Annotated in this window: 26 protein-coding genes; 18 read left to right on the forward strand and 8 right to left on the reverse strand. The window is 59.6% G+C overall.

Annotated features, from left to right (window positions below; all coding sequences use genetic code 11):
* The first annotated feature begins 52 nt into the window (after positions 1 to 52).
* The gene (gene rimI, locus CAF90_RS04020; RefSeq protein WP_085603887.1) at positions 53 to 1,156 is read left to right on the forward strand and encodes a ribosomal protein S18-alanine N-acetyltransferase; all 1,104 of its coding nucleotides are present in this window, start codon (positions 53 to 55) and stop codon (positions 1,154 to 1,156) included.
* A gap of 4 nt (positions 1,157 to 1,160) precedes the next feature.
* Here the strand turns inward: rimI and CAF90_RS04025 are convergent, their stop codons facing one another.
* Together CAF90_RS04025 and CAF90_RS04030 are read right to left on the reverse strand one after the other, a co-directional pair.
* A complete protein-coding gene (locus tag CAF90_RS04025) occupies positions 1,161 to 2,306 on the reverse strand; it encodes a PQQ-dependent sugar dehydrogenase (protein ID WP_085603890.1) in 1,146 nt (381 codons plus the stop codon).
* A gap of 50 nt (positions 2,307 to 2,356) precedes the next feature.
* Positions 2,357 to 2,698, reverse strand: coding sequence for a hypothetical protein (locus CAF90_RS04030; RefSeq protein ID WP_085603893.1), 342 nt, complete (start codon positions 2,696 to 2,698; stop codon positions 2,357 to 2,359).
* 194 nt (positions 2,699 to 2,892) lie between these two features.
* Here CAF90_RS04030 and CAF90_RS04035 point away from each other — a divergent pair, with 194 nt between their 5' ends.
* Complete coding sequence (locus tag CAF90_RS04035) at positions 2,893 to 3,753, forward strand: Ku protein (RefSeq protein ID WP_007957454.1); 861 nt, start codon at positions 2,893 to 2,895, stop codon at positions 3,751 to 3,753.
* Positions 3,754 to 3,795: 42 nt separating this feature from the next.
* Here CAF90_RS04035 and lpxO read toward each other — a convergent pair whose 3' ends face one another.
* A complete protein-coding gene (gene lpxO, locus CAF90_RS04040) occupies positions 3,796 to 4,695 on the reverse strand; it encodes a lipid A hydroxylase LpxO (protein ID WP_085605156.1) in 900 nt (299 codons plus the stop codon).
* A 390-nt stretch (positions 4,696 to 5,085) separates the two neighbouring features.
* Here lpxO and CAF90_RS04045 point away from each other — a divergent pair, with 390 nt between their 5' ends.
* Complete coding sequence (locus CAF90_RS04045; RefSeq protein ID WP_045121838.1) at positions 5,086 to 6,672, forward strand: ABC-F family ATPase; 1,587 nt, start codon at positions 5,086 to 5,088, stop codon at positions 6,670 to 6,672.
* 287 nt (positions 6,673 to 6,959) lie between these two features.
* A complete protein-coding gene (locus CAF90_RS04050) occupies positions 6,960 to 8,147 on the forward strand; it encodes an MFS transporter (RefSeq protein ID WP_085603896.1) in 1,188 nt (395 codons plus the stop codon).
* A gap of 4 nt (positions 8,148 to 8,151) precedes the next feature.
* Here the strand turns inward: CAF90_RS04050 and CAF90_RS04055 are convergent, their stop codons facing one another.
* Positions 8,152 to 9,189, reverse strand: coding sequence for a hypothetical protein (locus CAF90_RS04055; protein ID WP_007957461.1), 1,038 nt, complete (start codon positions 9,187 to 9,189; stop codon positions 8,152 to 8,154).
* A gap of 235 nt (positions 9,190 to 9,424) precedes the next feature.
* Positions 9,425 to 10,036 (reverse strand): FMN-dependent NADH-azoreductase, encoded by a 612-nt coding sequence (locus CAF90_RS04060; protein ID WP_085603899.1) that lies wholly within the window; start codon positions 10,034 to 10,036, stop codon positions 9,425 to 9,427.
* Between the two features lie 127 nt (positions 10,037 to 10,163).
* On the opposite strand from CAF90_RS04060, the gene CAF90_RS04065 reads away from it, so the two are divergent.
* Complete coding sequence (locus CAF90_RS04065) at positions 10,164 to 11,072, forward strand: LysR substrate-binding domain-containing protein (RefSeq protein ID WP_007957466.1); 909 nt, start codon at positions 10,164 to 10,166, stop codon at positions 11,070 to 11,072.
* Positions 11,069 to 11,428 carry an MmcQ/YjbR family DNA-binding protein gene (locus CAF90_RS04070; protein ID WP_085603902.1) on the forward strand — a complete coding sequence of 120 codons (360 nt, stop codon included), beginning with the start codon at positions 11,069 to 11,071 and terminating at the stop codon, positions 11,426 to 11,428. The genes CAF90_RS04065 and CAF90_RS04070 overlap by 4 nt, the downstream gene beginning before the upstream one ends.
* On the opposite strand, the gene CAF90_RS04075 is transcribed toward CAF90_RS04070, so the two are convergent.
* Together CAF90_RS04075 and CAF90_RS04080 are read right to left on the reverse strand one after the other, a co-directional pair.
* Positions 11,425 to 11,853 (reverse strand): DUF1294 domain-containing protein, encoded by a 429-nt coding sequence (locus tag CAF90_RS04075; protein WP_085603907.1) that lies wholly within the window; start codon positions 11,851 to 11,853, stop codon positions 11,425 to 11,427. The genes CAF90_RS04070 and CAF90_RS04075 overlap by 4 nt on opposite strands.
* Positions 11,850 to 12,680 (reverse strand): undecaprenyl-diphosphate phosphatase, encoded by an 831-nt coding sequence (locus CAF90_RS04080; RefSeq protein ID WP_045121839.1) that lies wholly within the window; start codon positions 12,678 to 12,680, stop codon positions 11,850 to 11,852. The genes CAF90_RS04075 and CAF90_RS04080 overlap by 4 nt, the downstream gene beginning before the upstream one ends.
* Before the next feature lie 304 nt (positions 12,681 to 12,984).
* Here CAF90_RS04080 and CAF90_RS04085 point away from each other — a divergent pair, with 304 nt between their 5' ends.
* From CAF90_RS04085 to CAF90_RS04125, 9 genes are all read left to right on the forward strand, one after another.
* The gene (locus CAF90_RS04085) at positions 12,985 to 14,619 is read left to right on the forward strand and encodes a methyl-accepting chemotaxis protein (RefSeq protein WP_085603911.1); all 1,635 of its coding nucleotides are present in this window, start codon (positions 12,985 to 12,987) and stop codon (positions 14,617 to 14,619) included.
* Between the two features lie 82 nt (positions 14,620 to 14,701).
* On the forward strand, positions 14,702 to 15,265 hold the full coding sequence (pnuC, locus tag CAF90_RS04090; RefSeq protein WP_007957471.1) for a nicotinamide riboside transporter PnuC: 564 nt from the start codon (positions 14,702 to 14,704) through the stop codon (positions 15,263 to 15,265).
* Positions 15,262 to 15,786: an AAA family ATPase gene (locus CAF90_RS04095; RefSeq protein ID WP_085603914.1), complete on the forward strand. Its 525-nt coding sequence runs from the start codon at positions 15,262 to 15,264 to the stop codon at positions 15,784 to 15,786. The genes pnuC and CAF90_RS04095 overlap by 4 nt, the downstream gene beginning before the upstream one ends.
* Before the next feature lie 357 nt (positions 15,787 to 16,143).
* The gene (locus tag CAF90_RS04100; RefSeq protein WP_085603917.1) at positions 16,144 to 16,593 is read left to right on the forward strand and encodes a hypothetical protein; all 450 of its coding nucleotides are present in this window, start codon (positions 16,144 to 16,146) and stop codon (positions 16,591 to 16,593) included.
* Positions 16,594 to 17,166 (forward strand): adhesin, encoded by a 573-nt coding sequence (locus CAF90_RS04105; protein WP_085603919.1) that lies wholly within the window; start codon positions 16,594 to 16,596, stop codon positions 17,164 to 17,166.
* 70 nt (positions 17,167 to 17,236) lie between these two features.
* The gene (locus CAF90_RS04110) at positions 17,237 to 18,226 is read left to right on the forward strand and encodes a heme utilization protein (RefSeq protein WP_085603922.1); all 990 of its coding nucleotides are present in this window, start codon (positions 17,237 to 17,239) and stop codon (positions 18,224 to 18,226) included.
* A 63-nt stretch (positions 18,227 to 18,289) separates the two neighbouring features.
* Positions 18,290 to 18,970, forward strand: a complete 681-nt coding sequence (locus CAF90_RS04115) for a C39 family peptidase (protein WP_007957477.1) — start codon at positions 18,290 to 18,292, stop codon at positions 18,968 to 18,970.
* A gap of 43 nt (positions 18,971 to 19,013) precedes the next feature.
* Entirely contained in the window at positions 19,014 to 19,760 is a 747-nt protein-coding gene (locus CAF90_RS04120; protein WP_085603925.1) for a hypothetical protein, read from the forward strand.
* 45 nt (positions 19,761 to 19,805) lie between these two features.
* Positions 19,806 to 21,110 (forward strand): transporter, encoded by a 1,305-nt coding sequence (locus tag CAF90_RS04125; protein WP_085603928.1) that lies wholly within the window; start codon positions 19,806 to 19,808, stop codon positions 21,108 to 21,110.
* 82 nt (positions 21,111 to 21,192) lie between these two features.
* Here CAF90_RS04125 and CAF90_RS04130 read toward each other — a convergent pair whose 3' ends face one another.
* Positions 21,193 to 22,518: a sigma-54 dependent transcriptional regulator gene (locus tag CAF90_RS04130; RefSeq protein WP_007957480.1), complete on the reverse strand. Its 1,326-nt coding sequence runs from the start codon at positions 22,516 to 22,518 to the stop codon at positions 21,193 to 21,195.
* A 345-nt stretch (positions 22,519 to 22,863) separates the two neighbouring features.
* On the opposite strand from CAF90_RS04130, the gene CAF90_RS04135 reads away from it, so the two are divergent.
* The 3 genes from CAF90_RS04135 (at position 22,864) to nhaB (ending at position 26,282) form a co-directional block, all read left to right on the forward strand.
* A complete protein-coding gene (locus CAF90_RS04135) occupies positions 22,864 to 23,130 on the forward strand; it encodes a hypothetical protein (protein ID WP_007957481.1) in 267 nt (88 codons plus the stop codon).
* Positions 23,131 to 23,415: 285 nt separating this feature from the next.
* Entirely contained in the window at positions 23,416 to 24,705 is a 1,290-nt protein-coding gene (locus tag CAF90_RS04140) for a hypothetical protein (RefSeq protein ID WP_085603931.1), read from the forward strand.
* 74 nt (positions 24,706 to 24,779) lie between these two features.
* Entirely contained in the window at positions 24,780 to 26,282 is a 1,503-nt protein-coding gene (gene nhaB, locus CAF90_RS04145; RefSeq protein ID WP_085603935.1) for a sodium/proton antiporter NhaB, read from the forward strand.
* Positions 26,283 to 26,324 lie beyond the last annotated feature (42 nt).

The following is a 26,324-nucleotide window of genomic DNA, read 5'->3' on the forward strand; positions in this document are numbered from 1 at the left end:
CACGAAGTTTTTCGAAAGTCCCGTTTCGTTACGCAACTTTTACGGTGGTCATATGAATGCTGTTTTTCGCCTGGCGGTCGTTGATGATTTGCCAGCGTTGCTCACGCTGGAAATGCACTGCTTCACCACGGACCGGCTCACCCGCCGCAGTTTCCAATGGATGATCACCCGGGCCCACGGGCAATTGTGGGTGGCCGAACGCGAGGGCCAACTCGCCGGTTATGCGCTGGTGCTGTTTCATCGCGGCACCTCGTTGGCCCGGCTGTATTCGATTGCGATTGCTCCCGAGGCGCGCGGCAGTGGTCTGGGCAAGCAATTGCTGCAACGGATCGAGGCCTGCGCGCTCGAGCACGACTGCGCCTACCTGCGGCTGGAAGTGCGCACCGACAATCCGGCCGCCATCGCCCTGTACGAGCGCAACGGTTACCGGCGCTTTGCGCTGATCCATGACTACTACGAGGATCACGCCGACGCGGCGCGTCTGGAGAAACGCATTCTCCAGCACCGCGGCTCACGCAACATCAAGGTCCCCTATTACCGACAAACCACCGATTTCACCTGCGGCCCGGCCTGCTTGTTGATGGCCATGGGCGCATTGCAGGCCGATCGCTTGCTGGAGCGGCGCGAAGAATTGCAGTTATGGCGCGAGGCAACCACGGTGTTCATGACGGCTGGCCATGGCGGTTGCAGCCCGCAAGGCTTGGCACTGGCGGCGTGGCGCCGGGGTTTCAACGTGCGTTTGCAACTGAGCATGACCGGGCCGCTATTTCTCGACGGCGTGCGCGATGCGCATAAAAAAGATGTCATGCGCCTGGTACACGACGAGTTCATGGCGCAAATGAACGACACCGATGTCAATCAAGTCATCGGCGTAGCGCTGGATTTACCCACGTTGCTGGCCAACGGCGGACAGCCTCTGGTGCTGATCAGCAGCTACCGCCTGACCCGTTCCAAATCGCCGCACTGGGTGATCGTCACCGACTGCGATGAAGACTTCGTCTACCTGCACGACCCTGATGTCGATCACAGCCAGCATCGTCAGCCCATGGACTGCCAGCACGTGCCGGTCAGCCATGGGGAGTTCGAGAAGATGTGCCGCTTCGGTCGCGGCAAGTTGCGGGCAGCGGTGGTGCTTTATGCTCGCTCGCCCGCGTGAAGGTTCATTTGAGTCCGATCTTGTACAGCGAGCCATCGGACTCATCGGTCAGCACATACAGGTAACCGTCCGGCCCTTGGCGCACATCACGGATCCGCTGTTTCAGTTCGCCCAGCAAGCGTTCTTCATGCACCACCCTGTCGCCGTCGAACTGCAAGCGAATCAATTCCTGCGTCACCAGCGCTCCGATGAACACGTTGTGCTGCCACGGTTTGAAGCGATCGGCATCGTAGAACGCCATACCGGTGACACCCGGGGACTTTTCCCACACATGGTGCGGCCCGACCGTGCCTTCGGCGGTCTTGCCCTTGGCTTCCGGGATCGGTTGCATGGAGTAATTGATGCCGTGGGTCGCCAGCGGCCAGCCGTAATTTTTGCCGCGTTCGATGATGTTCACCTCGTCGCCACCGCGCGGGCCGTGCTCGTTTTCCCACACGGTTCCGGTCCACGGATTGAGCGCGGCGCCCTGGGGATTGCGGTGCCCGTAGGACCAGATCTCCGGGCGCACACCGGACTGGCCGACAAAGGGATTGTCATCGGGTACTTTGCCGTCGGGGTAGATCCGCACGACCTTGCCTTGCAGCTTGTCCAGATCCTGCGCGGTCGGGCGATCATTGTTTTCGCCCAGAGTGATGAACAGATAACCGTCCCGGTCGAACACCAGCCGCGAGCCGAAGTGGTTGCCGACCGACAGTTTCGGTTCCTGACGGAAAATCACGTTGAAGTCCTTCAGGGTTTTCAGGTCATCCGACAGACGCCCGCGCCCTACCGCCGTGCCGGCCTTGTCACCCGCTCCGCCGCCCTCGGCGTAGGACAGGTACACGAGGCGATCCTGTTTGAAATCCGGTGACAGCACCACGTCGAGCAATCCGCCCTGCCCTTTGGCCCAGACATCCGGCACACCGGTGATCGGCGCAGACAGTTTGCCGTCAGCGCCGACCACACGCAGGTTGCCGGGGCGTTCTGTCACCAGCATGCCCTGGCGATCCGGCAGGAACGCCAAGGCCCATGGATGCTCGAGGCCTTGGGTAATCGTTGTGACTTCAAGGGTGCCCTGCTCGCTTTGCAGCTCTTTGGGAGCGGCAGCGAACGCCGGGGCGGCGATCAGTGCACTGGCACACAGGCCGGCCAGAAGGGTTTTACGCAACATGCACGATTCCTTTTGTTCGTTTGAAGGGCTGACAGAAGCGGTTCTGCCATTCAACGGTTGCTCCCGCTGTCACGGGCTGGAGGATTGGGAATGAAGGTGGGTGGCGTGCTCGGGACCGAGCGCAGCGGCTGGCCATTGCCGATGCCGTGGTTTTCCAGGGTCGGCGGCCGAGGCACGGGCACCGTGTTCGGCCCGCGTACAGGCGGAGCGCTGGGCTGGGTGCCTTGCATGCTGTTGGGGTTCGCCCGGCGGATCGGGCTGTTGTAGGGGTTGTTGCTGTTGCCGGTCGGACTTTGTGCCAGCAACAACGATGAATGCGTGGTGGCGTCCTCGGCGTGAACCAGCCCGCCACTGAGGACCAGCAACGCAATGCCAAGCAGGAAACGGTTCATGAACGGCCTCTCTCGATGCACGTGGATTAGAGCCTTCGAGTCCACGCTACGCCCAGGGTTCGGATTTGTTAACCCGTCACCGCTAAACAAGATGTAACACGGCTTGACCTGCCGTTTACCGCCGCACCCCGCAAACAACGGAAACTTTTACGCCGGGCCACGGGTCACCCGAACATCACTCGGAGAACAGCACCATGGCTCGGGCAATCTGGAAAGGCGCAATCAGTTTCGGTCTGGTGCACATCCCCGTGGCGCTCGTTTCGGCGACCTCGTCCCAAGGCGTCGATTTCGACTGGCTCGACAGCCGCAGCATGGATCCGGTCGGCTATAAACGGGTCAACAAGGTCACCGGCAAGGAAGTCACCAAAGAGCACATCGTCAAAGGCGTGCAGTTCGAAAAAGGCCGCTATGTGGTGCTCAGCGAAGAAGAAATCCGTTCGGCGCACCCGGTATCGACTCAAACCATCGACATCTTCGCCTTCGTCGACAGCGAGCAAATTCCGTTGCAGAACATCGACACGCCCTATTACCTGGCCCCGGACAAGCGCGGTGGCAAGGTCTACGCCTTGCTGCGTGAAACCCTGAGCAAAACCCAGAAGGTCGCCCTCGCCCGTGTGGTTTTACACACGCGCCAATACCTGGCGGCGCTGATGCCTCTGGAATCGGCGCTGGTGCTGGTGAAGCTGCGCTGGCCGCAGGAAGTGCGCAGCCTCGACGAATTGGCGCTGGGCAGCGAAGTGACCAAGCCGCAGTTGGCCAAGGGTGAACTGGACATGGCCAAACGGCTGGTGGAAGACATGACGGCGGACTGGACGCCAGAGGATTACAACGACGAGTTCGAAAACAAAATCATGGCGCTGGTGGACAAAAAGGCCCATGAAGGCAAGATCGAAGACGTTGAGACGGTTTCCGGTGAAGAAGAGCGTAAATCGGCCGATGTTATCGACCTGACCGAACTGCTCAAGCGCAGTCTCGGCGGGAAAGCCCCGGCCAAACCGGCGAAGAAGACCGCCAGCAAGACCACAGCGGCGAAAAAAACCAAAAAAGCGTCGTGAAAATGAAATCGGGCGACTGTCTTTCAACAGTCGCCCGATTCGTCAGATCAGAATGAAGATCGCCAGCAGACCGCCGAAGATCGCCCACTTTTCCATGTAGTAGAGTTTGCGATTGCGCTTCTTCAGTTCTTTGCCGCGCAGGCGGATCTTGTAGATCCTGGTAAACAAACGGTTGATGCCACCGGTGCGGTCACCCGCATCGTTCGGCGCACCGGCCGCCGACATCACGGTGCGGCTGAACCAGCCGTTGAACGCCGCTGCCCAGCGATACTTCATCGGACGTTCAACGTCACAGAACAGGATGATGCGGTTCTGGTCGGTGGTGTTTTCTGCGTAATGAATGAAGGTCTCGTCGAACATCACCGCTTCGCCATCACGCCAGTGATAGTTCTCGCCATCGACGTTGATGTAGCAACCGGCGTCGTTCGGCGTTTCCAGGCCCAGATGATAACGGTAGGAACCCGCGTACGGGTCGCGGTGACGCACCAGTTTCGAACCCGGCGGCAATTCTGCAAACATCGCAGCCTTGATCGAGCCGATGCTCTGCACCAGTTCAGTGGTGCGCGGGCACAATTGCAGCGCCGACGGGTGGCTGTCGCCGTACCACTTCAGGTAGAAACGCTTCCAGCCGGTCTTGAAGAACGAGTTGAAACCGACGTCGTCGTACTGGTTGGAACGTTTGATTTCGCCGGCACGCAGCAGGTTGCGGCCTTCCTCGCGGATTTCTTCCCAGTGCGCCTGCAACGGGCTCAGATCCGGAAAGTCCTTCGGATCCAGGTACGGCGTGTTGGGTTTTTTCGAGAACAGGTAAAGGAAGCAGTTGATCGGTGCCAGAAACGAAGAGTGATCGCTCAGTTGACGACCGATTTTGTGGCGCACGCGACCGCGCAGGTGAACGTATGCAATGGAAATGACATATACAGCGGCAATGATGAGTTTCACGGAAATCGTCACACGTCAGAAGTGAACAAACTGCGCGCCTTTAGGGCTGTGGCCCAAGGTCTGTGGCAGTGGTCTGAAATCAAAAAGCGTCCCGGTGGCGCATCCTTGAGCCCATGCCGTACAAGGCATTGGGTGAATGGATGGCATTTTAGCCACAGTTTGTAACCAATAGTGAACACTCATCTGTGAAAAACTGTCCCGCGATCGCGCCAAACGGCAATCGGGATGTCACTGCCCTATCGTTTAAAGAGCCAGACCAGTACAATCGCCGCCAAACTTTACGCGCCCCCCTTGGTTGATGACGGGATTGTCCCGCCTCAGCGCACTTCGACTCGGGCCAAGCGCTCCGGCTGCACCCTCGCTACTCAGCACGCTTCGCAGGAAAAACCTTTGATTTCTACAGCTAACATCACCATGCAGTTCGGCGCCAAGCCGCTGTTTGAAAACGTTTCGGTCAAATTCAACGGCGGCAACCGCTACGGCCTGATCGGCGCCAACGGTTGCGGCAAGTCGACCTTCATGAAAATCCTCGGCGGCGACCTCGAGCCGTCCGGTGGCCAGGTCATGCTGGAGCCGAACATTCGCCTGGGTAAACTGCGCCAGGATCAGTTCGCCTACGAAGAATTCACCGTGATCGACACCGTGATCATGGGTCACGAAGAGCTGTGGAAGGTCAAGGCCGAGCGCGACCGCATCTACTCGCTGCCGGAAATGAGCGAAGAAGACGGCATGGCCGTGGCCGAGCTGGAAACCGAATTCGCCGAGATGGACGGCTACACCGCCGAATCCCGCGCCGGTGAACTGCTGCTGGGTCTGGGCATTCCGCTGGAACAGCATTTCGGCCCGATGACTGAAGTTGCGCCGGGCTGGAAACTGCGTGTTCTGTTGGCCCAGGCACTGTTCTCCGATCCGGAAGTGCTGCTGCTCGACGAACCGACCAACCACCTGGACATCAACACCATCCGCTGGCTGGAAACGATTTTGACGGCGCGTAACAGCACCATGATCATCATTTCCCACGACCGTCACTTCCTGAACAGCGTCTGCACCCACATGGCCGACCTGGACTACGGCGAGCTGCGTCTGTTCCCGGGCAACTACGACGAGTACATGACCGCGGCGACCCAGTCCCGCGAGCAACTGCTGTCGGACAACGCCAAGAAGAAAGCCCAGATCGCCGAACTGCAAACGTTCGTCAGCCGCTTCTCGGCCAACGCCTCGAAAGCCAAGCAGGCCACTTCCCGCGCCAAGCAGATCGACAAGATCCAACTGGCCGAGGTCAAGCCATCGAGCCGCGTGAGCCCTTTCATCCGTTTCGAACAGACCAAGAAGCTGCACCGCCAGGCCGTGACCATCGAGCAGATGTCCAAGGGCTTCGACGGCAAGACCCTGTTCAAGAACTTCAGCTTCACCGTTGAAGCCGGCGAGCGCGTGGCGATCATCGGCCCGAACGGTATCGGCAAGACCACTCTGCTGCGCACGCTGATGGGCGAACTGACCCCGGACGCAGGCACGGTGAAGTGGACCGAAAGCGCGGAGCTGGGCTACTACGCTCAGGACCACGCCCACGACTTCGAAGACGACGTCAGCCTGTTCGACTGGATGGGTCAGTGGACTCAGGGCGAGCAAGTGATCCGTGGCACCCTCGGTCGCATGCTGTTCTCCAACGACGAGATCCTCAAGTCGGTGAAGGTGATTTCCGGTGGTGAGCAAGGTCGCATGCTGTTCGGCAAGCTGATCCTGCAAAAGCCGAACGTACTGGTGATGGACGAACCGACCAACCACCTGGACATGGAATCGATCGAGGCGCTGAACCTGGCGCTGGAAAACTACCCGGGCACGCTGATCTTCGTCAGCCACGACCGTGAGTTCGTATCGTCCCTGGCCACGCGCATCATCGAGCTGAGCCCGAACGGCGTGACCGACTTCAGCGGCACCTACGACGATTACCTGCGCAGCCAAGGCGTAGTGTTCTAAGTCGAATCGAGCGGTAAACAGAAAGCCCTGTCCTTGTGACAGGGTTTTTTTTACTCATTCCTGATCGTTCCCACGCTCTGCGTGGGAATGCCTCAAGGGACGCTCCGCGTTCCAGCTCTGGAAGGGACGCGGAGCGCCCCGGGCTGCATTCCCACGCGGAGCGTGGGAACGATCAACGGGAAACGGGGAAACGGGGAAACGGGGAAACGATAGTTAGCCTGCTTTCTTTTATTTCAGCGCCACGCCATGATGCGGACTCTCCCACCGCCGCCCGCGAACGAGTCCTCATGTCTGCGCAGCAACAGCCACCGCAAAGCTCCATGGCGATCACCCTGCAGATCGTCTCCATCGTTTTCTATACCTTTATTGCCTTCCTCTGCATCGGTCTGCCGATTGCGGTGCTACCCGGCTATGTGCACGAGCAATTGGGTTTCAGTGCCGTGATCGCGGGGCTGGTGATCGGTTCGCAATACCTGGCCACCCTGCTCAGCCGACCGATGGCCGGGCGCATGTCGGACACCATCGGCACCAAACGGGCGATTGTGTATGGCTTGTCGGGGATTGTGCTCAGCGGCGTGTTGACGCTGGTTTCGACGCTGCTGCAGAGCTTGCCGTTGTTGAGCCTGTCGATCCTGATCGTCGGTCGCCTGTTGCTGGGGATCGCGCAGGGTTTGATCGGCGTCGGCACCATCAGTTGGTGCATGGGCCAGGTCGGTGCCGAACACACCGCACGCTCGATTTCCTGGAACGGCATCGCGTCCTACGGTGCGATTGCCATCGGTGCGCCGCTGGGCGTGGTGATGGTCGCCGATTACGGTTTCGAAAGCCTTGGCATTGCGTTGTCGCTGCTCGCAGCCGGCGCACTGCTGCTGATCCGCAACAAGCCGTCGGTGCCGGTGGTGCGCGGTGAACGGCTGCCGTTCTGGGCAGTGTTCGGGCGGATTGCACCGTTCGGCGCCAGTCTGAGCCTGGCATCGATTGGCTACGGCACGCTGACCACCTTCATCACCCTGTATTACCTCAATCGCGGCTGGACTGGTGCGGCGTACTGCCTGACCGTATTCGGCGTGTGTTTCATTCTGTCGCGGCTGCTGTTCATTTCGGCCATCGGGCGTTTCGGCGGATTCACCTCGGCGATTGCCTGCATGACCATCGAAACCGTCGGCCTGGTCATGCTGTGGCTGGCGCCCTCGACCGCGTATGCCTTGATTGGCGCCGGTCTGGCCGGGTTCGGTCTGTCGCTGGTGTACCCGGCGCTGGGCGTCGAGGCGATCAAGCAAGTGCCCAACTCCAGTCGCGGTGCCGGGCTGAGTGCCTATGCGGTGTTTTTCGATCTGGCGCTGGCGATTGCCGGGCCGTTGATGGGCGCGGTGGCGCTGAATCTGGGCTATTCGTGGATTTTCTTCAGCGCAGCGGTGCTGTCCGTGACCGGACTGGGACTGACCTTGCTGCTCAAGCGCCGAGCCATGACGTAAAGGCTCACTGATCCGCCGTCTGCATCCCCGCGCGGGTCGGCCGGCCCAAGGCATGGGAGAAGAACCGCCCGGCCTCGGAAATCAGATTGCGGTGGATGTCTTCGCGGTCCACGCCATCGGCATCGGTGCACAGCGCCGGCATGGCGAGGATCTGCTCTTCGGTGCACGGCGCCATGAACACGAAGTGCCCTGCCCCGGCCAGCAATTTGAAGTCGGGTGCGGTCGGTAGCTTGCGCGCCAGGGCGGCAGCGTTTTTATCGAAGGCCACCAGCTTGTCGCCATCGCCGCTGTACAGCAGCACCGGCACATGCACATCGGCCAGGGTGTGACGACCAAACTTGAGACTCAGCGGCGCCATCAGCAGCAACGCATGAACGCGCGGATCGGCCACCGGTTGCAGATCGTCGCGGTCGACAATCAACTCACCCTGGGTGTTGCAGGCGTCGCGGTCGTCCGGGCGCTCCTGGCAGTAACGGCGCAGACGATCCAGATCCGGCTGTGCGCCGGACAGAATCAACGCCGTTTCGCCGCCCGCCGAATAGCCGATCACGCCAACCTGTTCGGCGTTCACATACGGCGCGAGCATGCGATCGCCCAACGTCGCAGTAATGGCTTCGGAAATCTGGATCGGCCGGCCATAGAGATTGCTCAACGTACCGAGGCGGCTGTGATCCTTGGAGTTGTCGCCGGGGTGAATCACCGCCACCACTACAAAGCCCTTGCGTGCCAGTGACGTGGCCAGGTCGTGCAGTGCCAGTGGCGTGCCGGTGTTGCCGTGGGACAGCATCAGCATCGGGAAGCGGCCGATGGCGACTTTGGTGTCTTCGCCGGCTTCGACAGAATAGCCTTCGAGCAGGCTCATGTGTTCGCGGTCGCTGGAGGGATAGAACGCGATGGCGCGCATCGGTTGCAGGTCGAGCGGATCGAGGAACGTCATCTCGTGATAGCCGACGCTCCAGCGCGGGTGCTGCCCGGGCGCAGCGTGCACTGAATTCAGGCTGCCGAGCAGGCAAATCAGTAACGCTGCACAAAGACGCATCATGGGATGCCCCACCCTGTTGTTACTCAATCGAAAGACCCGTTGTGTTCGACGCCCGAAATTCCGAGGTTCGGTGATCCGGCGCGACGTTGCACTCAGACGTTGATCATCAGACTGCATAACCTGGGCCAGATTATGTAACAGTCAGAAACAAAAAACTCCGTATCTGGCCCTTGCGGAACCAGAATACAGAGTTTTTTTGGGTTTGCCTGAACAGGAGCTGTTCTTTACGCAAGCCTTACGCGGCGGCGAACAGTTGCTCGCTGATCTTCGCCTGAGCGGCAGTCATGGCGTTGTTGCGCACTTCTTCGCCGTAGGCCAGGCCTTCGGCACGCACGACTTCGATGTCGGTGATGCCGAGGAAGCCGAAGACCAGTTTCAGGTAGTCTTCGTGCGCTACGCCCGAAGCTTGACCTGCGTGGATGCCGCCAGCGGTGGACACGATCACCACTTTCTTGCCACCGCACAGGCCTTCAGGGCCGGCTTCGGTGTAACGGAAGGTCTGGCCGGCGACGGCGATGCGGTCGATCCAGGCTTTGAGCTGGGTCGGCACGGTGAAGTTGTACATCGGTGCAGCAACGACGATGGCGTCGGCGGCGATGAATTCGGCCAGGGTGGTGGCGCTCAGTTCGGCTTCGTGCTGTTGTGCGGCGTTGCGCAGTTCAGCGGTGGTGCCGGCGGCCACCAAGGTGGTCGACGAGAAGTGGCTGATGGCGTCGGCGGCCAGGTCGCGGTAGGTTACGACAGCGCTTGGCTCGGCAGCTTGCCAGGCTTGAGTCACTTGACTGCTCAGCTGACGGGAAGCGGAGTTGTCGCCCAGAATGCTCGAATCGATGTGCAGCAGTTTCATGTGGAATCTCCTGGAATGAATCGCCGGTGGCGACGGAATGGAGACAATCCTACCGACGAAACGAATAGCTGATTAGACGGCAACAATGCGATAGTTTGTCCCACTGATAGAACAGTCGGATTTCCAGATGCAAGACCTCAACGATCTCTACTATTTCGCCAAAGTGGTCGAAGCCGGCGGATTCGCCGCCGCCGGCCGCTTGCTGGGCATTCCCAAGTCACGCCTTTCGCGGCGCATCGCCGAGCTGGAAGAACGCCTCGGCGCACGCTTGCTGCAACGCACCACTCGCCAATTGAAGCTGACAGCCGTCGGCGAACGCTATTTGCGTCACTGTCAGGCAATGCTGCTGGAAGCGGAAATGGCCGACGAGACGGTCGCCAGCATGTCCAGCGAGCCTCGTGGACGCCTGCGGGTTTCAAGCCCGACGGGGTTGGCCCATGAAATGCTGCCGGTGGTGATCAGCAATTTCCTTGGCAAATACCCCCAGGTGCAACTGGAAGTGACCCTGATCAATCGCCGGGTCGACCTCATCACCGAAGGCATCGACGTCGCCCTGCGCGTGCGCGAACACGGTGATGAAGAGCCGATGCTGGTGACCCGCCGCCTGCGTCAGGCGCAAATGGTGGTGGTCGCAAGCCCTTCCTTTATACAGGGCGTGGAAATCAATCATCCGCAGGACCTGAAGAACCTGCCGGTGCTGGGCGCGCTGGAAGCGGATCGCATGGTGCATGTGCGCCTGCTCGATCAGCACGGCAAGAGTTGTGATCTGGCGCTGGAAGCACGGCTGGGCATCGACGATTTCATCGTGCGCAAGGCCTGTGTGCTGGCCGGCCAGGGGTTCACCCTGTTGCCGATGATGTATTGCGAAGCGGAGCTGAACAAAGGCACGCTGGTGCAGTTGCTGCCGGACTGGTCACTGCCCGGCGGCTGGCTGCAAGCGGTGTATCCGCACCGGCGTGGGGTGATGCCGGCGGTGCGCGCATGGATCGATCATCTGGTCGAATCGTTCAATGCCTGTGGAGAGCGGCTGTTATGAAACAAGGGAAGATGAACGAGCAGGATGTCGCGGATTTCTGTCTGGCCCTGCCCGGCGCCCGGGAAGACTACAAATGGGGTGGCGTGCGGGTGTTTTCGATTGCCGGCAACAAGATGTTTGCCTTGCAGGGTTTGCGCGGTGATTCGCTGGCGTTCAAGGTCGACAAGGACCTGTTTCTCGGTCATTGCGACCGTCCGGGCATTCACCCGGCACCGTATCTGGCCCGGGCGCAATGGATCATCATGCACCCGCCCTACCCGCTGGGCACCGAGGAGCTGCAAGGGTTGCTGCAGCGCTCCCATCAACTGGTGGTGAGCAAGCTGCCCAAGCGCGTGCAGGTCGGGCTGTTGCTCTAGAACAGCGCCAGCAGGTTCGAACCGAGGAACAACTGATCGATCCAGAACACCTGGTGCAACGCCACGATCATCCAGAAAAGCACCTGAAACGACACCTTGCGCGTCTTGTGCCGGAAGACCTGCTGGGCGATCAATGCGCCCGGCCAGCCGCCGGCCAGTTCCACCGCGTGCAGGATGTTTTCCGGTGTGCGCCAGGCGTCGACTCGCGCCTTGCGCTTGTCCGCCCAGTACAGGAAAAACGCCAGCACGCTGACCAGCCCGTAAGCCGTCAGCGGTACCAGGGAAATCCCGCGCAGCCACATCGACAGCGAGCCGAACAACGGCAACGCGCAGACGATCAGCAGCACCACCAGCTTCAATTTAAGATGCTGAATATTGCCACCGGAAGGCCCGCGATCAGGGCGGCGTGCGCGGGAATCACTCATGGCTGGGCGGCCGTCCAGTCGATCCAGCCGAACTGCCAGGTCGCCAGGATCACCAGACCGAAGACGATCCGGTACCAGGCGAACGCCGCGTAGCTGTGGCTGCCGATGAACTTGAGCAGCCCGCGCACCGCGATCATGGCGAAGATGAACGCCGTGACGAAACCGATGGCGAACACCGGGAAGTCTGCCGGAACGAACAGGTCGCGATACTTGTAGCCCGAATACACCGCCGCACCGACCATGGTCGGCATCGCCAGGAAGAACGAGAACTCGGTGGCAGTCTTGCGCGACAGGCCGAACAACAGGCCGCCGATGATGGTCGAGCCGGAACGCGAAGTGCCGGGGATCATCGCCAGACACTGGGCGAAGCCGATTTTCAGCGCATCCGTCCAGCGAATCTCGTCGACCGTTTCGGCGTGCACTTCATGCTGACGCTGCTCGGCCCACAACATCACGATGCCGCCCACCACCAGCGCGGCGGCCACGGTGATCGGGTTGAACAGGTAATGGTGAATCAGATCCGCGAAGATCACGCCCAGCACCACGGCGGGCAGGAAGGCGATCAGCAGGTTGGCGGTAAAACGCCGCGCACTCGGCTGGGTTGGCAGGCCGATGACCACGTCGAGGATCTTGCGGCGGAATTCCCAGACCACCGCGAGAATCGCGCCGAGCTGGATGATGATGTTGAACGCCATGGCCCGCTCGCCTCCGAAATCGAGCAGGTCGGCAACAATGATCTGGTGTCCGGTACTGGAAATGGGCAAAAACTCCGTCAGCCCCTCTACAACTCCTAGAATCAATGCCTGCAAGGCGGTCCAAAGATCCATCAATCCCCCAAAGAGCGATGCCCGGCGGCATGCCCCGATAGTATTTTTTTACGTTCACTGCGTTCAGCGTAGCTGGTTAAAGCTGTACCGATTCCGCACGCACAGGATCCACACGAAACAGTCAAAATTCCGTGAAAAATCAATTTGGATTCAGGTTTTCACGCGCGGCGCCGAAATCCTAACAGACAAGCCGTAATAGCGCTGCCGCGTTATACGACTTGGGTCGCGTATGCCCGGTCACCGAAACGTGGTTGGATGCTGGCGGTGGTTTATTACAAGAAAAAGAATCCGGAGTGACAGCGTTATGAACAGCTTGCGCAGTGTGTCGATCAGCCGACGCTTGTGGCTCATCTTGATTGTGGCAGTGGTCATGCTGCTGACGTTGGGCGTGTTGATGCTCAAGCAGATCCACGATGACCTTTACCACGCCAAGGCCCAGAAAACCCAGCATGTGGTGCAGACCGCCAGCGGTTTGCTGACTTACTACCAAGGCCTCGAAGCGGCAGGCACCCTGACCCGCGACGTGGCGCAGAAACAGGCGCTGACCGCCATCCGTGGCCTGCGCTATGACCAGAACGATTACTTCTGGATCAACGACCTCACACCCGTGATGGTCATGCACCCGACCAATCCCAAGCTTGAAGGCCAGAACCTCTCGGCAATCCGCGACCCGGACGGTTTTGCGGTGTTCAACGAAATGGTCGCCATCGCCAAGGCCAAGGGCGCCGGCATGGTCGATTATCGCTGGCCCAAGCCCGGCGCCAGTGAGCCGGTGGCCAAGACTTCCTACGTGAAACTGTTCGAGCCGTGGGGCTGGGTCATTGGTTCGGGCGTGTACGTCGATGATGTGCAGGCCGAGTTCCAGGGTCAGGTGATCAAGGCGTCGGTAGTCGGCCTGGTCATTGCGGTGATCATGGCGCTGCTGGTGATCCTGATTGCCCGCAGCATCGTTCGTCCGTTGCAGGAAACCGTGAACGCCATGGCCAACATCGCCAGCGGCGAAAGCGATCTGACCCGCAGCCTCGATACTCACGGCCAGGACGAAGTCACTCAGCTGGCCCATCACTTCAATGCCTTTACCGCCAAGCTGCGCCGGGTGATCGGTGACTTGCAGGTGTCCGCCAGCGCATTGGGCCAATCGTCCAGCGAACTGGGCAATGATGCGACGCAAGCGCAGCAACGCAGCCAGCAGCAGTCGCAGCAGATGGAGCTGGTGGCCACCGCCGTCAACGAAGTGACCTACGGCGTGCAGGACGTGGCGAAGAACGCCGAACACGCCGCCAGCGAAATGCGTGACGCCGAGGCTCAGGCCCAGCAAGGCCAGATCAACATCGACGGCAGCCTGCAACAGATCGACAAGCTGTCCGGCACCATCGATCAGGCCGTCGAAGTCATTCGCACGCTAGCGACCGAAAGCACGCAGATCGGCAGCGTGCTGGAAGTGATCCGCTCGATTGCCGAGCAGACCAACCTGCTCGCCCTCAACGCCGCGATCGAAGCGGCTCGCGCTGGCGAACAGGGTCGCGGGTTTGCGGTGGTGGCTGACGAAGTGCGTTTGCTGGCTCAGCGCACGCAGAAGTCCACGGCGGAAATCCAGACGATGATCGAACGTCTGCAAAACCATTCCGAAGCCGCCGTGAAGGTCATCGGCGACAGCAGCAAGGCTTCGCAACTGACCATTGAACAGGCGGGTCTTGCCAGTGCCAGCCTGAATGCCATTGGGCAGGCGCTGCGCAACCTCAACGGCCTGAACGCCTCGATTGCCAGCGCAACGCTGCAGCAGGCGCACGTGGTCGAGGACATCAATCAGAACGTCACCCAGGCGGCGGGGTTGTCCCACAGCACCGCACTGGCGGCCGAGCAATCGAGCGTGGCCAGCGTGCGTCTGGGCCAACTCAGCGAGCAACTGAACGGTTTGCTGCGTCAGTTCAGAGTCTGATCGCCCTTGCAGGTGGGAACTCGTTTCCCACCTGTTTTTCGGTACAATCCGCTCCCTCTTTTATTCCCCCCAAGGATCCTGCATGTCCGGGCTTGAACTGTTTGCGGCCGCCCTCGGTGTGATCGCCGTGTGGCTCACGGTCAAACAGAATCCGTGGTGTTGGCCGATCGGGCTGGTCATGGTGTCGCTCTACACCTGGGTGTTCTTCGAGGTGAAGCTGTATTCGGACATGCTGCTGCAAGTCGTTTATGCCGGGCTGCAAATCTATGGCTGGTGGCAATGGACGCGGGCCGGGACGATGCATGACGGGCGCGAGGTCAGCCGGCTCGACAATCGCTCGATTGCGCAAGGGCTGGCCATCGGCGCGGTGGGCAGTCTGCTGCTGGGCGCTGCGATGGCCCATTGGACCGACGCTGCGCAACCGTGGCTCGACGCGGCGCTGACCGGTTTCAGTCTGGTCGCGCAATTCTGGATGGCCCACAAACGTCTGCAATGCTGGGCGTTGTGGTTCGTGCTGGATGTGATCTTCGTCGGCCTCTTCCTCTATAAAGGGCTGTACCTCACGGCGGCGCTGTATGCCCTGTTCACCCTGATCGCAGTGCAAGGCTGGCGCGAATGGCGTGCCGATCCGGCGTTGCAACGATGAAAGTGATTGTCCTGACCGGCCCCGAGTCGACGGGCAAGAGCTGGCTGGCGGCCGGAATCCAACAGCAGTTCGGCGGTTTGCGCGTAGACGAGTATGTGCGCTGGTTCATCGAGCAGAACCAGCGGGATACTTGCCTCGCCGATATCCCCGAGATCGCGCGCGGCCAGTTGCAATGGGAAGACGCGGCACGCGCGCAGCAGCCGCAATTGCTGATTCTCGATACCCATCTGTTGAGCAATATCCTGTGGAGCCAGACCTTGTTCGGAGACTGCCCGCCCTGGCTGGAAACCGAATTGCTGGCGCGTCATTACGACCTGCACCTGCTGCTCTCCCCCGAGCAGATCGAGTGGGCGGACGATGGTCAGCGCTGCCAGCCCGACTTGAGCGAACGGCTTGCGTTCTATCAGGCAACCCGAACCTGGCTGGAAACCCATCACCAGCCTTTGCAGATCATTCAGGGCAGTTGGGCGGATCGCCAGCAGCAAGCCTTCGACGCGGTTCGCGCCCTGCTCGCGGACTGACCCGGTTTTCGGGGCGTTTGCCCCGTCGTATCCCCCTGCTTTGGGGCCAAAGTGTCCGTTCCTGAAACACTCCTTCGGGTTCAAAGTGCCCGTCTCAGCACCCTTCATCCCTTTGTCATGCGACTTGTTACGCGGTTGAAACACAGCCCTGCAAACCCTTGTTCCAGAGCTTTGCAATGACTTTGTGAGGTTGCGAAGGCAATGACTTGTTTCAACGATGAAACAGCTTTTGTACCAGACCTGCGCTCGTCAAACCCAACATATTGAAATTCAAAGACAATTCAAAAGCGGCACAGCTTTCGCTCTCTCCTTCACAACGCTGAACAGGCTCAGCCCACTGAAGAAGGAATTGCCGTCGTGGGGAATATCAAAAAAGCCTTCACCTGCCTTCTGCTGATCGGATCAGCCGCCAGCACTTTCCTCAGTTTCAACGTTCAGGCCGAAGGCAATGGCGTGATCGTGCTCAATCGTGACGTCCAGCCGATCCCGATCGGCCGCAGCGGCGGCAAAGACCCGTACCCCACCACCGTCAATGCCAATCCTTCGGGCCGCATCGGTCAAGCAATGACCAGCACCGAACTCAACGACGGTGAATTTGCCAGTGTAGCCAGCGGATCCTCGATTCGCGGAAGTATCACCACCCCGACTTCGAACATCCCCGGCATGAACACTGTGACCAATCCGAATGGCTTGCCTGGTATGGGAGGCGGTCACGGCGGCGGTGCCGGCGGCTCGATCTCCAATAACGTCAACCGTGCCATGAGCTCCGGTCTTGCCCCTCTGACTCGCATGGCTGGAGGCCAATAAATGAATCGCTCCCTGCTCCTGCTCGCCCTCCTCGGCTGCACCAGCGCAATGGCTGACCCGAGTTCCGTGAACAACGCGAACATTCAGGAAACCGGCATCCAGTACCGCGGCAACTACAACGTCAACCAGGCGGCCGGCGACCAGATGCAACAAACCAACACCAAAGCGATCGCCATCGGCACCAGTGCCAGCGCGACCACGAGTGTCATTCAGCACATCAACACACCCGCCGAGCGCACTGGCAATGCCAGCGCCACCATTGGCGGCAACTCTTTCAGCAATGGCAACGGAATCCTGGGCGTGAATCAGGGCGCCGGGGCCAACAACCAGATGGCCAACGTTACGCGCGTCAGCATCAGTGCTGCCCCGCAGAGCGTTGACGATAGCGCCCTTTCCCAACAGAACGTGGCGTTGTTACCGAGCTCAGGAGCAACTGGTACCTCACCCGGCAGTCGCCAGGTCACGACAAGTGATCAGGCCTTCACCGGCAGCCGAGGGGTAATCCAGGTGAACCAGAGTGCCGGGGTGGGGAACCGAATGGCTAACACCCTGAGCATCCGGGTCGCTGACTGACCCAAACAACAAAAGCAGTGCAATTAGAAAGTACCAACACTTAACCAACTAATAAGCACGGAGAAACACCATGAAACCTACAATGGCCCTCAAACCACTGGTTTTCGCACTCGCAGCAGTGATGGCAATCGCAGCACAGGCAGGCGGTCGTGATGATAATCACGGTCATGGTAACGGGCATGGCAACCATGAACCAAAAGGCCCAACCCTGGAACAACTGCTGCAAATCGGCGCTGGCGCCGGGGCGGCAGTGCTCGACACGCAAAGCAGCTCTGGCAACCTGGTCGGCAACCAAGGCACCAAAAATGATGCCAACGTCAACAACTCGGCCAATGGCACCAACGGCAACGTTGGCATGAACAACACCGCCGGCGATGGCAACCAGCAAGACAATGCCGCCGCTCTGGCAACTGCCGATGAAAGTTTCATCTTCGGCTCTGCGGTGTCGGTCTCCAGCGCAACTCAAGTCAACGCCAACAACGCCGTTGCGAACTACTCCACCACAAACAACGCCAACCTCAACAACGTGGGTAACGGCGGTTCCGGCAACATTGGCGTGAACAACAGTGCCGGCAACTTCAACCAACAGAAAAACAACCTGGCAATTGCTGTATCGGGTGGTCGTGTAGCTAACGCTGCTGCTGCTGCGAACCAAACCTCCACTGGCCTGACCGTAGCCAACAACGGCACTCAAACCTACAAAAAAGATACCCTCACCGGCACTTTCGCCGGGGCTGGCGCGTTCTACGCGAAGGGCACTGCAAAAATCGAAGACGACGATCACGGTCATGGCGGATATGGCAATAACGATAGAGGCCATGGCGGCGACAAAGATCAAAAAGCCAAATTCGAAGCAGTGGGCGTCTTTGGCCTGGCAGGTGTGACCACTCAACAAGTGATGACCCCTGATGGCTGGAAAAACCCTGTGACCAACAACGCTTCCATCTCCAATGTTGGTAACAACTTCTCGGGTAACGCTGGTTACAACAACGCCGCTGGTGTTGGCAACCAACAAAGCAACTCGCTGTCCATCGCCGCAGGTTGCAAAGCCTGCATGTAATCGCGATCGAAACGAAAGCCCCGGAAACGGGGCTTTTCCTCAGTCCGCAAAGGCGTATCGATCATGCGTAAGACTGCCCTCCTCGCTCTGCTTTGCTTCTGTGGCCTGACCCAGGCTGCCCAGATGCCCGTTGCCGCCCTGCCTGGCGGCACACTCGTCTACAAGAACGTGCAAAGCATTCGTGAGCGCAAGTTTGCCGACATCGTCGAACAGAAAACCGACTTCAGCTGCGGCGCCGCCGCACTGGCCACGGTATTGCGCCAGGCTTATTGGCTCGACGTCGATGAGGAGCACATCATCAAAGGCATGCTGGTCAACGCTGACCAGGACCTTGTTCGTACTCAGGGTTTTTCCATGCTGGACATGAAGCGCTACATAGAAAGCATCGGCATGCGCGCCAGGGGCTACAAGATTCCGCCGGAAAAACTCGACGCTGTCACGATCCCGGTGGTGGTACTGATGGAAATTCGCGGCTACAAGCATTTCGTGGTGATGCAGCGGGCGGACAAGGATTGGGTTTACATCGGAGACCCGGTTTTAGGACACAAACGCTACTCCCATGATGACTTTGTCAAAGGTTGGAACGGCATTGTCTTTGCCATCGTCGGCCCCGGATATGACAAGGCCAATGCCTTGCGCAGCCCTCCGGTACCGGTAACGGCCAAAAACAAGCTGGATGCCTTCAACCCGGTCAAAGATGCTGAATTGATGGACTTCGGGTTCATACAGAGCGACTTCTTTTAATCGCCGATTACAAGAGTGGGGCTGGATGTCCCGGGAGCAGCAGATGAAAACCTCATACTGGCTGGCCGCCGCCTGCCTGGCAGCGAGTGCGTCAGGCTATGCCAATGCAGGATTCAAACCCATCGAAATCAAGGACCAGGAGCTTTCAGAGCTACGTGGTCGTTATGTGATGCCGGGCCGGATCATCAGCTTCGGTGTCGTCATGAGCAGCACCTGGCGCAACGCCAGTGGAGATCTGATCGGGGCTTCGGCCACCATGCAATTGCAGGCCGCTTCGGTTAAACCTGAATTCTACGTCTCGACCATCAAGGAACACGGCAATGGCAGTACCCCGGAACTGGGGACTGGCTCGGTCGTGGGTGGCGCGGGACTCAACTCAAGCCAGGGCGTGACGCAGAGTGTGCGCGCCGCTGGCGACGGCAACTCCGCCTATAACAACGTTGCGATCAACGTCAAAGAAGCCAGTCAGGCACCTGCCCTGATGCCTGCCCAGGGCCAGGCCTTGATGGCCGGCCAGACCATCTCCGGCAGCAACGGCGCCGGCAGCGTCGCGGTTTCAGCCACAAATGGCGGTGTGCAAATGGCCATTCAGGCCTCCGGCAATCAGGGTACAGCCTTGCAACAGGTCGCCCAAGGCGGATTGTTGCAAAACACCCGTTTGCTGGGTAACGCGAACGTAGTCAACAACCTGACACAACTCAACGTTGTCCTTAACAATAACGGCATGAGTGCCGGCGCACTGGACTGCAACCTGACTCAACTCAGGGCACTACGCAACATCGGATATTGAACTACGCTGAGTCTCGATCATTGGGCTTAAAGGGACGGCTTATTCATGTATCGATCAGTATCACTGCGTGCCGCTGTATGTTTGAGTACTCTTCTACCCGCGGCGATGTTGCAAGCGGCACCCGACGCAGATGTAGAAGCCCTGAAACAGGAACTTCTGGAGCTGAAGCAACGATACGAAGTGCAGCAAAAGGCCCTGGCGGTGCTCGAACAACGGGTCCGCCAGGTCGAAGAGCAACCCGCCTCCCCACCCCCAAAACGCCTGGCCAAATCGCCTTCGGACATGAAAGGCAACCGGGTTGCCACTGGCACCGGGGCCGCAGCAGCGTCGGGGGGCGCCGCCGGGGGCAGCGGCGCATCCTATGGCCAGTCGCTGGCCGATGATTCGCAACCGGCACAGAGCGTGTCCAACCTGTACGACGAAGCCAGCGGCTTCTTTGGCGGCGGCAAGTTCAGCTTTGAAACCGGCGTGACCTACTCGCGCTACGACACCCGCCAACTGATTCTCAACGGTTTCCTCGCCCTGGACTCGATCTTTCTGGGCAACATCAACCTCGACCGGATCAAGGCCGACACCTGGACCCTCGACCTGACGGGACGCTACAACTTCGACAATCGCTGGCAGTTCGACCTGAACGTGCCGGTGGTCTACCGTGAATCGACCTATCAGTCGGGCGGCGGCAACGGAGGCGCCTCCAACGTCACCACCGAACAGGACGTAAGCCGCGACCCGACCATCGGCGACGTCAACTTCGGCATTGCGTACAAGTTCCTGGACGAGTCGGTCAACACCCCGGACGCCGTGGTGTCCTTGCGGGTCAAGGCGCCTACGGGCAAGGATCCGTTCGGGATCAAGCTACGCCAGACCGATGCCAACTCGAACCTGTTCGTGCCTGACACCCTGCCCACCGGCAACGGCGTCTGGTCGATCACCCCGGGCATCTCGCTGGTCAAGACGTTTGACCCGGCAGTGCTGTTCGGCAGCCTGTCCTACACCCATAACTTCGAGGAATCGTTCGACGACATCAGTTCGACCGTCAACCAGAAAAACCCGGGCAAGGTACGCATCGGCGACAGCTTCCAGATCGGCGCAGGTGTTGCCTTCGCACTGAACGAGAAGATGAGTATGTCGTTCTCCGTCTCCGACCTGGTGCAACGCAAGAGCAAGCTGAAACAGGATGGCGGGGATTGGGAATCGGTGGTGTCCAGCGACGCCAACGCCGGTTACTTCAACGTCGGCATGACCATCGCGGCCACCGACAACCTGACCATCGTGCCCAACCTGTCCATCGGCATGACGGACGATGCCCCGGACTTCTCCTTCAGCCTGAAATTCCCCTACTACTTCTAAACCGCGACACCATAAAGAGGCCCGCTGCGACTTGCATCGCAGCGGGCCTTTTCAGCTTCCTGTCTTCAGGAAGCACCGCGCCCTAGCGGATCTGGTGCTTGTGCAGCAAACGGTAGAACGTCGGCCGGGAAACCCCCAGCACTTTGGCGGCAACACTGAGATTGTCGCTGTGCCGGTTCAACACATCGCATAACGCCTGGCGTTCGGCACGGGTCTTATAGTCTTCCAGCGTGCCCATGGGTGCCGCGATCGACTGCTGGCTGATCAGGCCGAGATCACGGGCCTCGATCTGCCGCCCTTCCGCAAGTACCAGGCCTCGACGCACGCGGTTGGCCAGTTCGCGGACATTGCCCGGCCAGTCGTGCTTGCCCATGGCGATCAGCGCGTCTTCACTGAAGCTGCGCGGACGGCGGCCGGTTTCATGGCTGTAGAAGTGGGAAAAATGGTTGGCCAGCATCGACAGATCGCCGTGGCGCTCGCGTAACGGCGCGGTCACCACCTGCAACACATTGAGCCGGTAGTACAAGTCCTCACGAAAGCGCTTCTTCTCGATGGCGGCTTCGAGGTCGACGTGAGTCGCCGCCAGTACCCGCACATCCACCGGGATCGGCTGGCTGCCACCAACCCGTTCAATGTGTTTTTCCTGAAGGAAGCGCAACAGATTGGCTTGCAGTTCCAGCGGCAGATCGCCGATTTCATCGAGAAACAAGGTGCCGCCATTGGCCGCTTCAATACGCCCGACCTTGCGCTGATGAGCGCCGGTGAATGCACCTTTCTCGTGACCGAACAGCTCGGACTGGATCAAATGCTCGGGAATCGCCCCGCAGTTGATCGCCACAAACGGTTTGCTGTGGCGTTGCGACTGCCGGTGCAGGGTGCGGGCGACGAGTTCTTTACCGGTACCGCTTTCGCCACGAATAAGCACTGGCGACTCGGTGGGTGCCAGTTTGCTCAGCAGCTTGCGCAGCTCGCGGATCGGTTTGCTGTCGCCCAACAGCTCGTGTTCCGGCTGGTCAACGTGAATCGTGCCCTGACCGCGCAGGCGCGCCATGCCGAACGCCCGGCCGAGGGTGACCTGCACCCGCGACACGTCGAACGGCAAGGTATGGAAATCGAAAAACCATTCGCAGACGAAGTCGCCGACGTTCTGCAAGCGCAGCACTTCCTGATTCAGCACGGCGATCCATTCGGTACCACTGCGGCTGATCAGCTCTTTGACGGCTTCGGGACGTTCCAGGTGAAAAGGTTGTAACCGCAACAGGCCGACATCGCAGCTTCGGTCGGCGGCATTTTCCAGGCTACAACTGTCGACGTCCCAACCCACGGCACGTAAACCCGGGAGCAATCGGTGACAGTCGTCGCACGGGTCGACGACCAATAAACGTCTTAATGCAGGCGCTTCGCTCATGACTGTTCCTTGGCGCCAAATTTTAGGAAATGATCGTAAAAACAGTCATTTGGCAAACCTGACTGTTACATTAGCAAGAATTTGACGGCGTCTTGTATCGATTGCTTATAGGTGTACAAGTGAAGCAGTTATAAGAACCCGCTTTATTAGTTAGCTATCGACTTGATTCTTTCGCCAGGCTTTCAAAACCTGTCTGAATATTGAGTGTATGAAAGAAAGTCGAAATTTCTTCAGATTCTGTGTGACCCGCCAGCGGGTTGCGTGCATCAGTACAAGTAACTCGCCGAACGGTAAGCCCAACCGACGGCACATCACTTGATTGGGCATTAATAGAGAGAAGACCCCATGACCGCCCCGCTCCGTATCAACGAAGCTCTTTTGATTGCCAACCGCGCATTTAAACCTTTTCAATGCGTCGCCTGGGCCCCACAAGACGGCAATGGCGAACTGAGCCTGACCGTCATTGACCGTACCAACTCCCAGATCGGTCGCACCCAGATCCCGAGCAGCGCCTACTCCGATCCGGCGCAACTTGAATACCTGCTGCAACAGGCCCGCGCCGAACTGAGCGAAGAAGGTTACGCGTTGCAATCCTGGTCGATGCCACACTGATATTTGCGGGTAATGCGGATGACGCTCAAGTCATCCGCCCTCTTCTGTTAGTTGCGAATCGTTTTCCAATTTCAGTCTTTTTGTACAACTTTCCTCAATACTTTCGCGCCTGAATGCTTGGCAGGCTTGCGACTGGTTCAAAAAGACACTGTTCTGGCACAGTGCGACCCTCCATCTGTTAGTTCTTACAGTTGTACTAACGCGTATTCAGGGATTGAATGTTTCGCTCATGCAGTTACCCGTTCCGCCTCCCGGAAATCGGTCGACTCGCAAGGAGAAGCATGCATGTCATCCCAGATCGCCATAGCGCTGCCGACGCTTGCGAATAACGCCGGACAACTCGACAAGACCTTTTCCAGCAGCGGTGTGGCGCAGGTCTACTTCGCCGGCAGTACGTCCAGCCTGACCCAGAGCGTGGCGCTCGATGCGCAAGGCCGGATACTGGTCGCCGCCAAGGTGGGCACTGCTCAAGGCAGCCGTTTCGGTCTGGCCCGCCTGCTCGAAGACGGCTCGGCGGATCTGGGGTTCGGCTTTCAAGGCAGCGTCATCGGCCGGTTCGCTGCCGGTTTCGAAGCCACCGGCAGCAAGGTTCAAGTCCTGCATGATGGTCGGATTCTGCTGGCGGGTCTGCACTACGAATCGGAACATCGCACCCTGCCCGCCCTGGCCCTCTTCGATGCTCAGGGCAGACCTGACCCGGATTTTGGTGACAACGGCCGGCAAATTGTCCGCCTGCCCGGCGACCTGTCCATGGGCACCCGCGATGCCTGGCTCCCGCCGGGCGTTCCGGGCGCCGAAGCCTGTGATTTCGCGGTGCAGCCGGACGGACATATCCTGCTGATCGCTAACCATCACTTCGAACTGGCCGATCACGTCGGCATACTGATTCGCCTCAAACCCGACGGCCACCTCGATCCGTCCTTTAACGGTCGCGGGTTCGTCATGGTTCGCCACTTGCTGCTCAATACCTGGTTAGGCGGTCTGCTGCTACAAGACGATGGAAGAATCGTGGTGGCCGGCTCCATCGATTTCCCACAGGAAGGCCTGCTCGCCCGCTATCTGCCGGACGGGCGGCTCGACGAGCGTTTTGCAGTGGATGGTTTCCTCGCCTTCAAAGTCCAGGGGCGCAGCGCACTGGTCAATCAAGTCATCGAATCGGCAGAGCATCTGCATTGTTTTGGCAGCAGTCGCGATCCGATTCGATGCATGGCGCATTCTGTTCATGGCAACGGTCGCCCCGATCTGCACTGCAACGGTGGTCAGCCGCATTTGCTGGAAATCGGCCCCAGCGGCTGCCAGTGGAGCGCGGCACAAGTGATGCCGGACGGTCGCACCCTCGCGGTCGGTGCGACCATCGGCGGGGTTGAAGCGGACTTCATCGTCGCCCGCTATCTGGCCAACGGCAGCCTTGATCGAAGCTTCGGTTCCGGAAATGGCTGGTTGCGTACGCGGCTGGGCCGCAGCCTCGATACCGCCACTTCACTGGCGATCCAGCCGGGTGGCGAGATACTGGTGGGCGGTTATTCGCTGGATGGCAACTACCGCGCTGTGGTCGCGCGTTATCTGAATCAATGATGCGAACCTTCCTGCACTTGATCTTGCCCATCGCTTACGGCAACTTGCGCGCTTCTTAAAACAAGGAGCAACCGATGTCCGGTTCGATGGCCCAGGCGTTCGCGCACAATTTTCTCGGGCATTCGCCCCGCTGGTACAAGGCATGCATCGTCGGGTTTCTGATTCTCAATGCGCTGGTGCTGTGGACTGTCGGCCCGGTCGCGGCCGGCTGGTTGCTGGTGATCGAGTTCATTTTCACCCTGGCCATGGCGCTCAAGTGCTACCCGCTGATGCCCGGCGGCTTGCTGCTGATCGAAGCGCTGCTGCTGAAAATGACCACGCCCCAGGCGCTGTACGAAGAGCTGCAGCACAATTTCCCGGTGATTCTGCTGCTGATGTTCATGGTCGCCGGCATCTACTTCATGAAAGACCTGCTGCTGTTCCTGTTCTCGCGTCTGTTGCTGGGCGTGCGTTCGAAAGCGCTGCTGGCCCTGATGTTCTGCTTTCTGTCGGCGTTTCTCTCGGCGTTTCTCGACGCACTGACCGTAACCGCAGTGATCATCAGCGCCGCCGTGGGCTTCTATTCGGTTTACCACCGGGTGGCCTCCGGCAACGATCCGCGCCAGGACAGCGAATTCAGCGATGACCAGCATCTGCCTCAACTGCATCACGAGGACCTGGAGCAGTTTCGCGCCTTCCTGCGCAGCCTGTTGATGCACGGCGCCGTCGGCACTGCATTGGGCGGCGTCTGCACCCTGGTCGGCGAACCGCAGAATCTGCTGATCGGTCATGAAATGGGTTGGCACTTCGCCGAGTTTTTCCTGAAGGTCGCGCCGGTTTCCCTGCCGGTTCTGGTCGCGGGGCTGGTGACCTGCATCTTGCTGGAGAAACTGCGCTGGTTCGGTTACGGCACGCTGCTGCCGGACAACGTACGCGCCGTGCTGGCCAACTACGCCGCCGAAGACAACGCCGAGCGGACCCCGCGCCAACGCGCCGCCCTGGTGGTACAAGGCTGCGCTGCACTGATCCTGATTGCCGGGCTGGCGTTCCATATTGCGGAAGTCGGCTTGATCGGCCTGATGGTGATTGTGCTGATCACGGCTTTCACCGGCATCACCGACGAACACCGACTGGGCAGCGCCTTCAAGGACGCCATGCCGTTCACCGCACTGCTGGTGGTGTTCTTCGCCGTGGTCGCGGTAATTCACGACCAGCAACTGTTCGCGCCGCTGATCCAGTGGGTGCTGGCGCTGCCGGCCGATCAGCAGCCGGGGATGCTGTTCATCGCCAACGGCCTGCTGTCGGCGATCAGTGACAACGTGTTCGTGGCCACGATCTACATCACCGAAGTGAAGCAGGCATTCCTGTCCGGCCACATGAGCCGTGAGCATTTCGAGACGCTGGCGATTGCGATCAACACCGGCACCAACCTGCCGAGCGTGGCGACACCCAATGGTCAGGCAGCGTTCCTGTTTCTGCTGACGTCGGCGATTGCGCCGCTGGTGAGATTGTCGTACGGGCGGATGGTGTGGATGGCGTTGCCTTACACCGTGGTGATGGGATTGCTCGGCTGGTACGCCGTGAGTTACTGGCTGTAGAAACAACAACGGGAGCCCTGGGGCTCCCGTTTTTTTATGCAT

This window comes from Pseudomonas sp. B37(2017), from assembly GCF_002112885.1.
Classification (GTDB): Bacteria; Pseudomonadota; Gammaproteobacteria; order Pseudomonadales; family Pseudomonadaceae; genus Aquipseudomonas; species Aquipseudomonas paraglycinae.

What these genes read in the sequence shown, in the direction of transcription:
- rimI (WP_085603887.1), top strand. Translation starts at nt 53, where the DNA reads ATGAATGCTGTTTTTCGCCTGGCGGTCGTTGATGATTTGCCAGCGTTG.
- CAF90_RS04030 (WP_085603893.1), bottom strand. Translation starts at nt 2,698, where the DNA reads ATGAACCGTTTCCTGCTTGGCATTGCGTTGCTGGTCCTCAGTGGCGGG.
- CAF90_RS04120 (WP_085603925.1), top strand. Translation starts at nt 19,014, where the DNA reads ATGAAAACCTCATACTGGCTGGCCGCCGCCTGCCTGGCAGCGAGTGCG.
- CAF90_RS04035 (WP_007957454.1), top strand. Translation starts at nt 2,893, where the DNA reads ATGGCTCGGGCAATCTGGAAAGGCGCAATCAGTTTCGGTCTGGTGCAC.
- CAF90_RS04060 (WP_085603899.1), bottom strand. Translation starts at nt 10,036, where the DNA reads ATGAAACTGCTGCACATCGATTCGAGCATTCTGGGCGACAACTCCGCT.
- CAF90_RS04125 (WP_085603928.1), top strand. Translation starts at nt 19,806, where the DNA reads ATGTATCGATCAGTATCACTGCGTGCCGCTGTATGTTTGAGTACTCTT.
- CAF90_RS04105 (WP_085603919.1), top strand. Translation starts at nt 16,594, where the DNA reads ATGAATCGCTCCCTGCTCCTGCTCGCCCTCCTCGGCTGCACCAGCGCA.
- CAF90_RS04110 (WP_085603922.1), top strand. Translation starts at nt 17,237, where the DNA reads ATGAAACCTACAATGGCCCTCAAACCACTGGTTTTCGCACTCGCAGCA.
- CAF90_RS04130 (WP_007957480.1), bottom strand. Translation starts at nt 22,518, where the DNA reads ATGAGCGAAGCGCCTGCATTAAGACGTTTATTGGTCGTCGACCCGTGC.
- CAF90_RS04055 (WP_007957461.1), bottom strand. Translation starts at nt 9,189, where the DNA reads ATGATGCGTCTTTGTGCAGCGTTACTGATTTGCCTGCTCGGCAGCCTG.
- CAF90_RS04115 (WP_007957477.1), top strand. Translation starts at nt 18,290, where the DNA reads ATGCGTAAGACTGCCCTCCTCGCTCTGCTTTGCTTCTGTGGCCTGACC.
- CAF90_RS04085 (WP_085603911.1), top strand. Translation starts at nt 12,985, where the DNA reads ATGAACAGCTTGCGCAGTGTGTCGATCAGCCGACGCTTGTGGCTCATC.
- CAF90_RS04140 (WP_085603931.1), top strand. Translation starts at nt 23,416, where the DNA reads ATGTCATCCCAGATCGCCATAGCGCTGCCGACGCTTGCGAATAACGCC.
- CAF90_RS04070 (WP_085603902.1), top strand. Translation starts at nt 11,069, where the DNA reads ATGAAACAAGGGAAGATGAACGAGCAGGATGTCGCGGATTTCTGTCTG.
- CAF90_RS04135 (WP_007957481.1), top strand. Translation starts at nt 22,864, where the DNA reads ATGACCGCCCCGCTCCGTATCAACGAAGCTCTTTTGATTGCCAACCGC.
- CAF90_RS04065 (WP_007957466.1), top strand. Translation starts at nt 10,164, where the DNA reads ATGCAAGACCTCAACGATCTCTACTATTTCGCCAAAGTGGTCGAAGCC.
- CAF90_RS04095 (WP_085603914.1), top strand. Translation starts at nt 15,262, where the DNA reads ATGAAAGTGATTGTCCTGACCGGCCCCGAGTCGACGGGCAAGAGCTGG.
- CAF90_RS04050 (WP_085603896.1), top strand. Translation starts at nt 6,960, where the DNA reads ATGTCTGCGCAGCAACAGCCACCGCAAAGCTCCATGGCGATCACCCTG.
- pnuC (WP_007957471.1), top strand. Translation starts at nt 14,702, where the DNA reads ATGTCCGGGCTTGAACTGTTTGCGGCCGCCCTCGGTGTGATCGCCGTG.
- CAF90_RS04080 (WP_045121839.1), bottom strand. Translation starts at nt 12,680, where the DNA reads ATGGATCTTTGGACCGCCTTGCAGGCATTGATTCTAGGAGTTGTAGAG.
- nhaB (WP_085603935.1), top strand. Translation starts at nt 24,780, where the DNA reads ATGTCCGGTTCGATGGCCCAGGCGTTCGCGCACAATTTTCTCGGGCAT.
- CAF90_RS04075 (WP_085603907.1), bottom strand. Translation starts at nt 11,853, where the DNA reads ATGAGTGATTCCCGCGCACGCCGCCCTGATCGCGGGCCTTCCGGTGGC.
- CAF90_RS04025 (WP_085603890.1), bottom strand. Translation starts at nt 2,306, where the DNA reads ATGTTGCGTAAAACCCTTCTGGCCGGCCTGTGTGCCAGTGCACTGATC.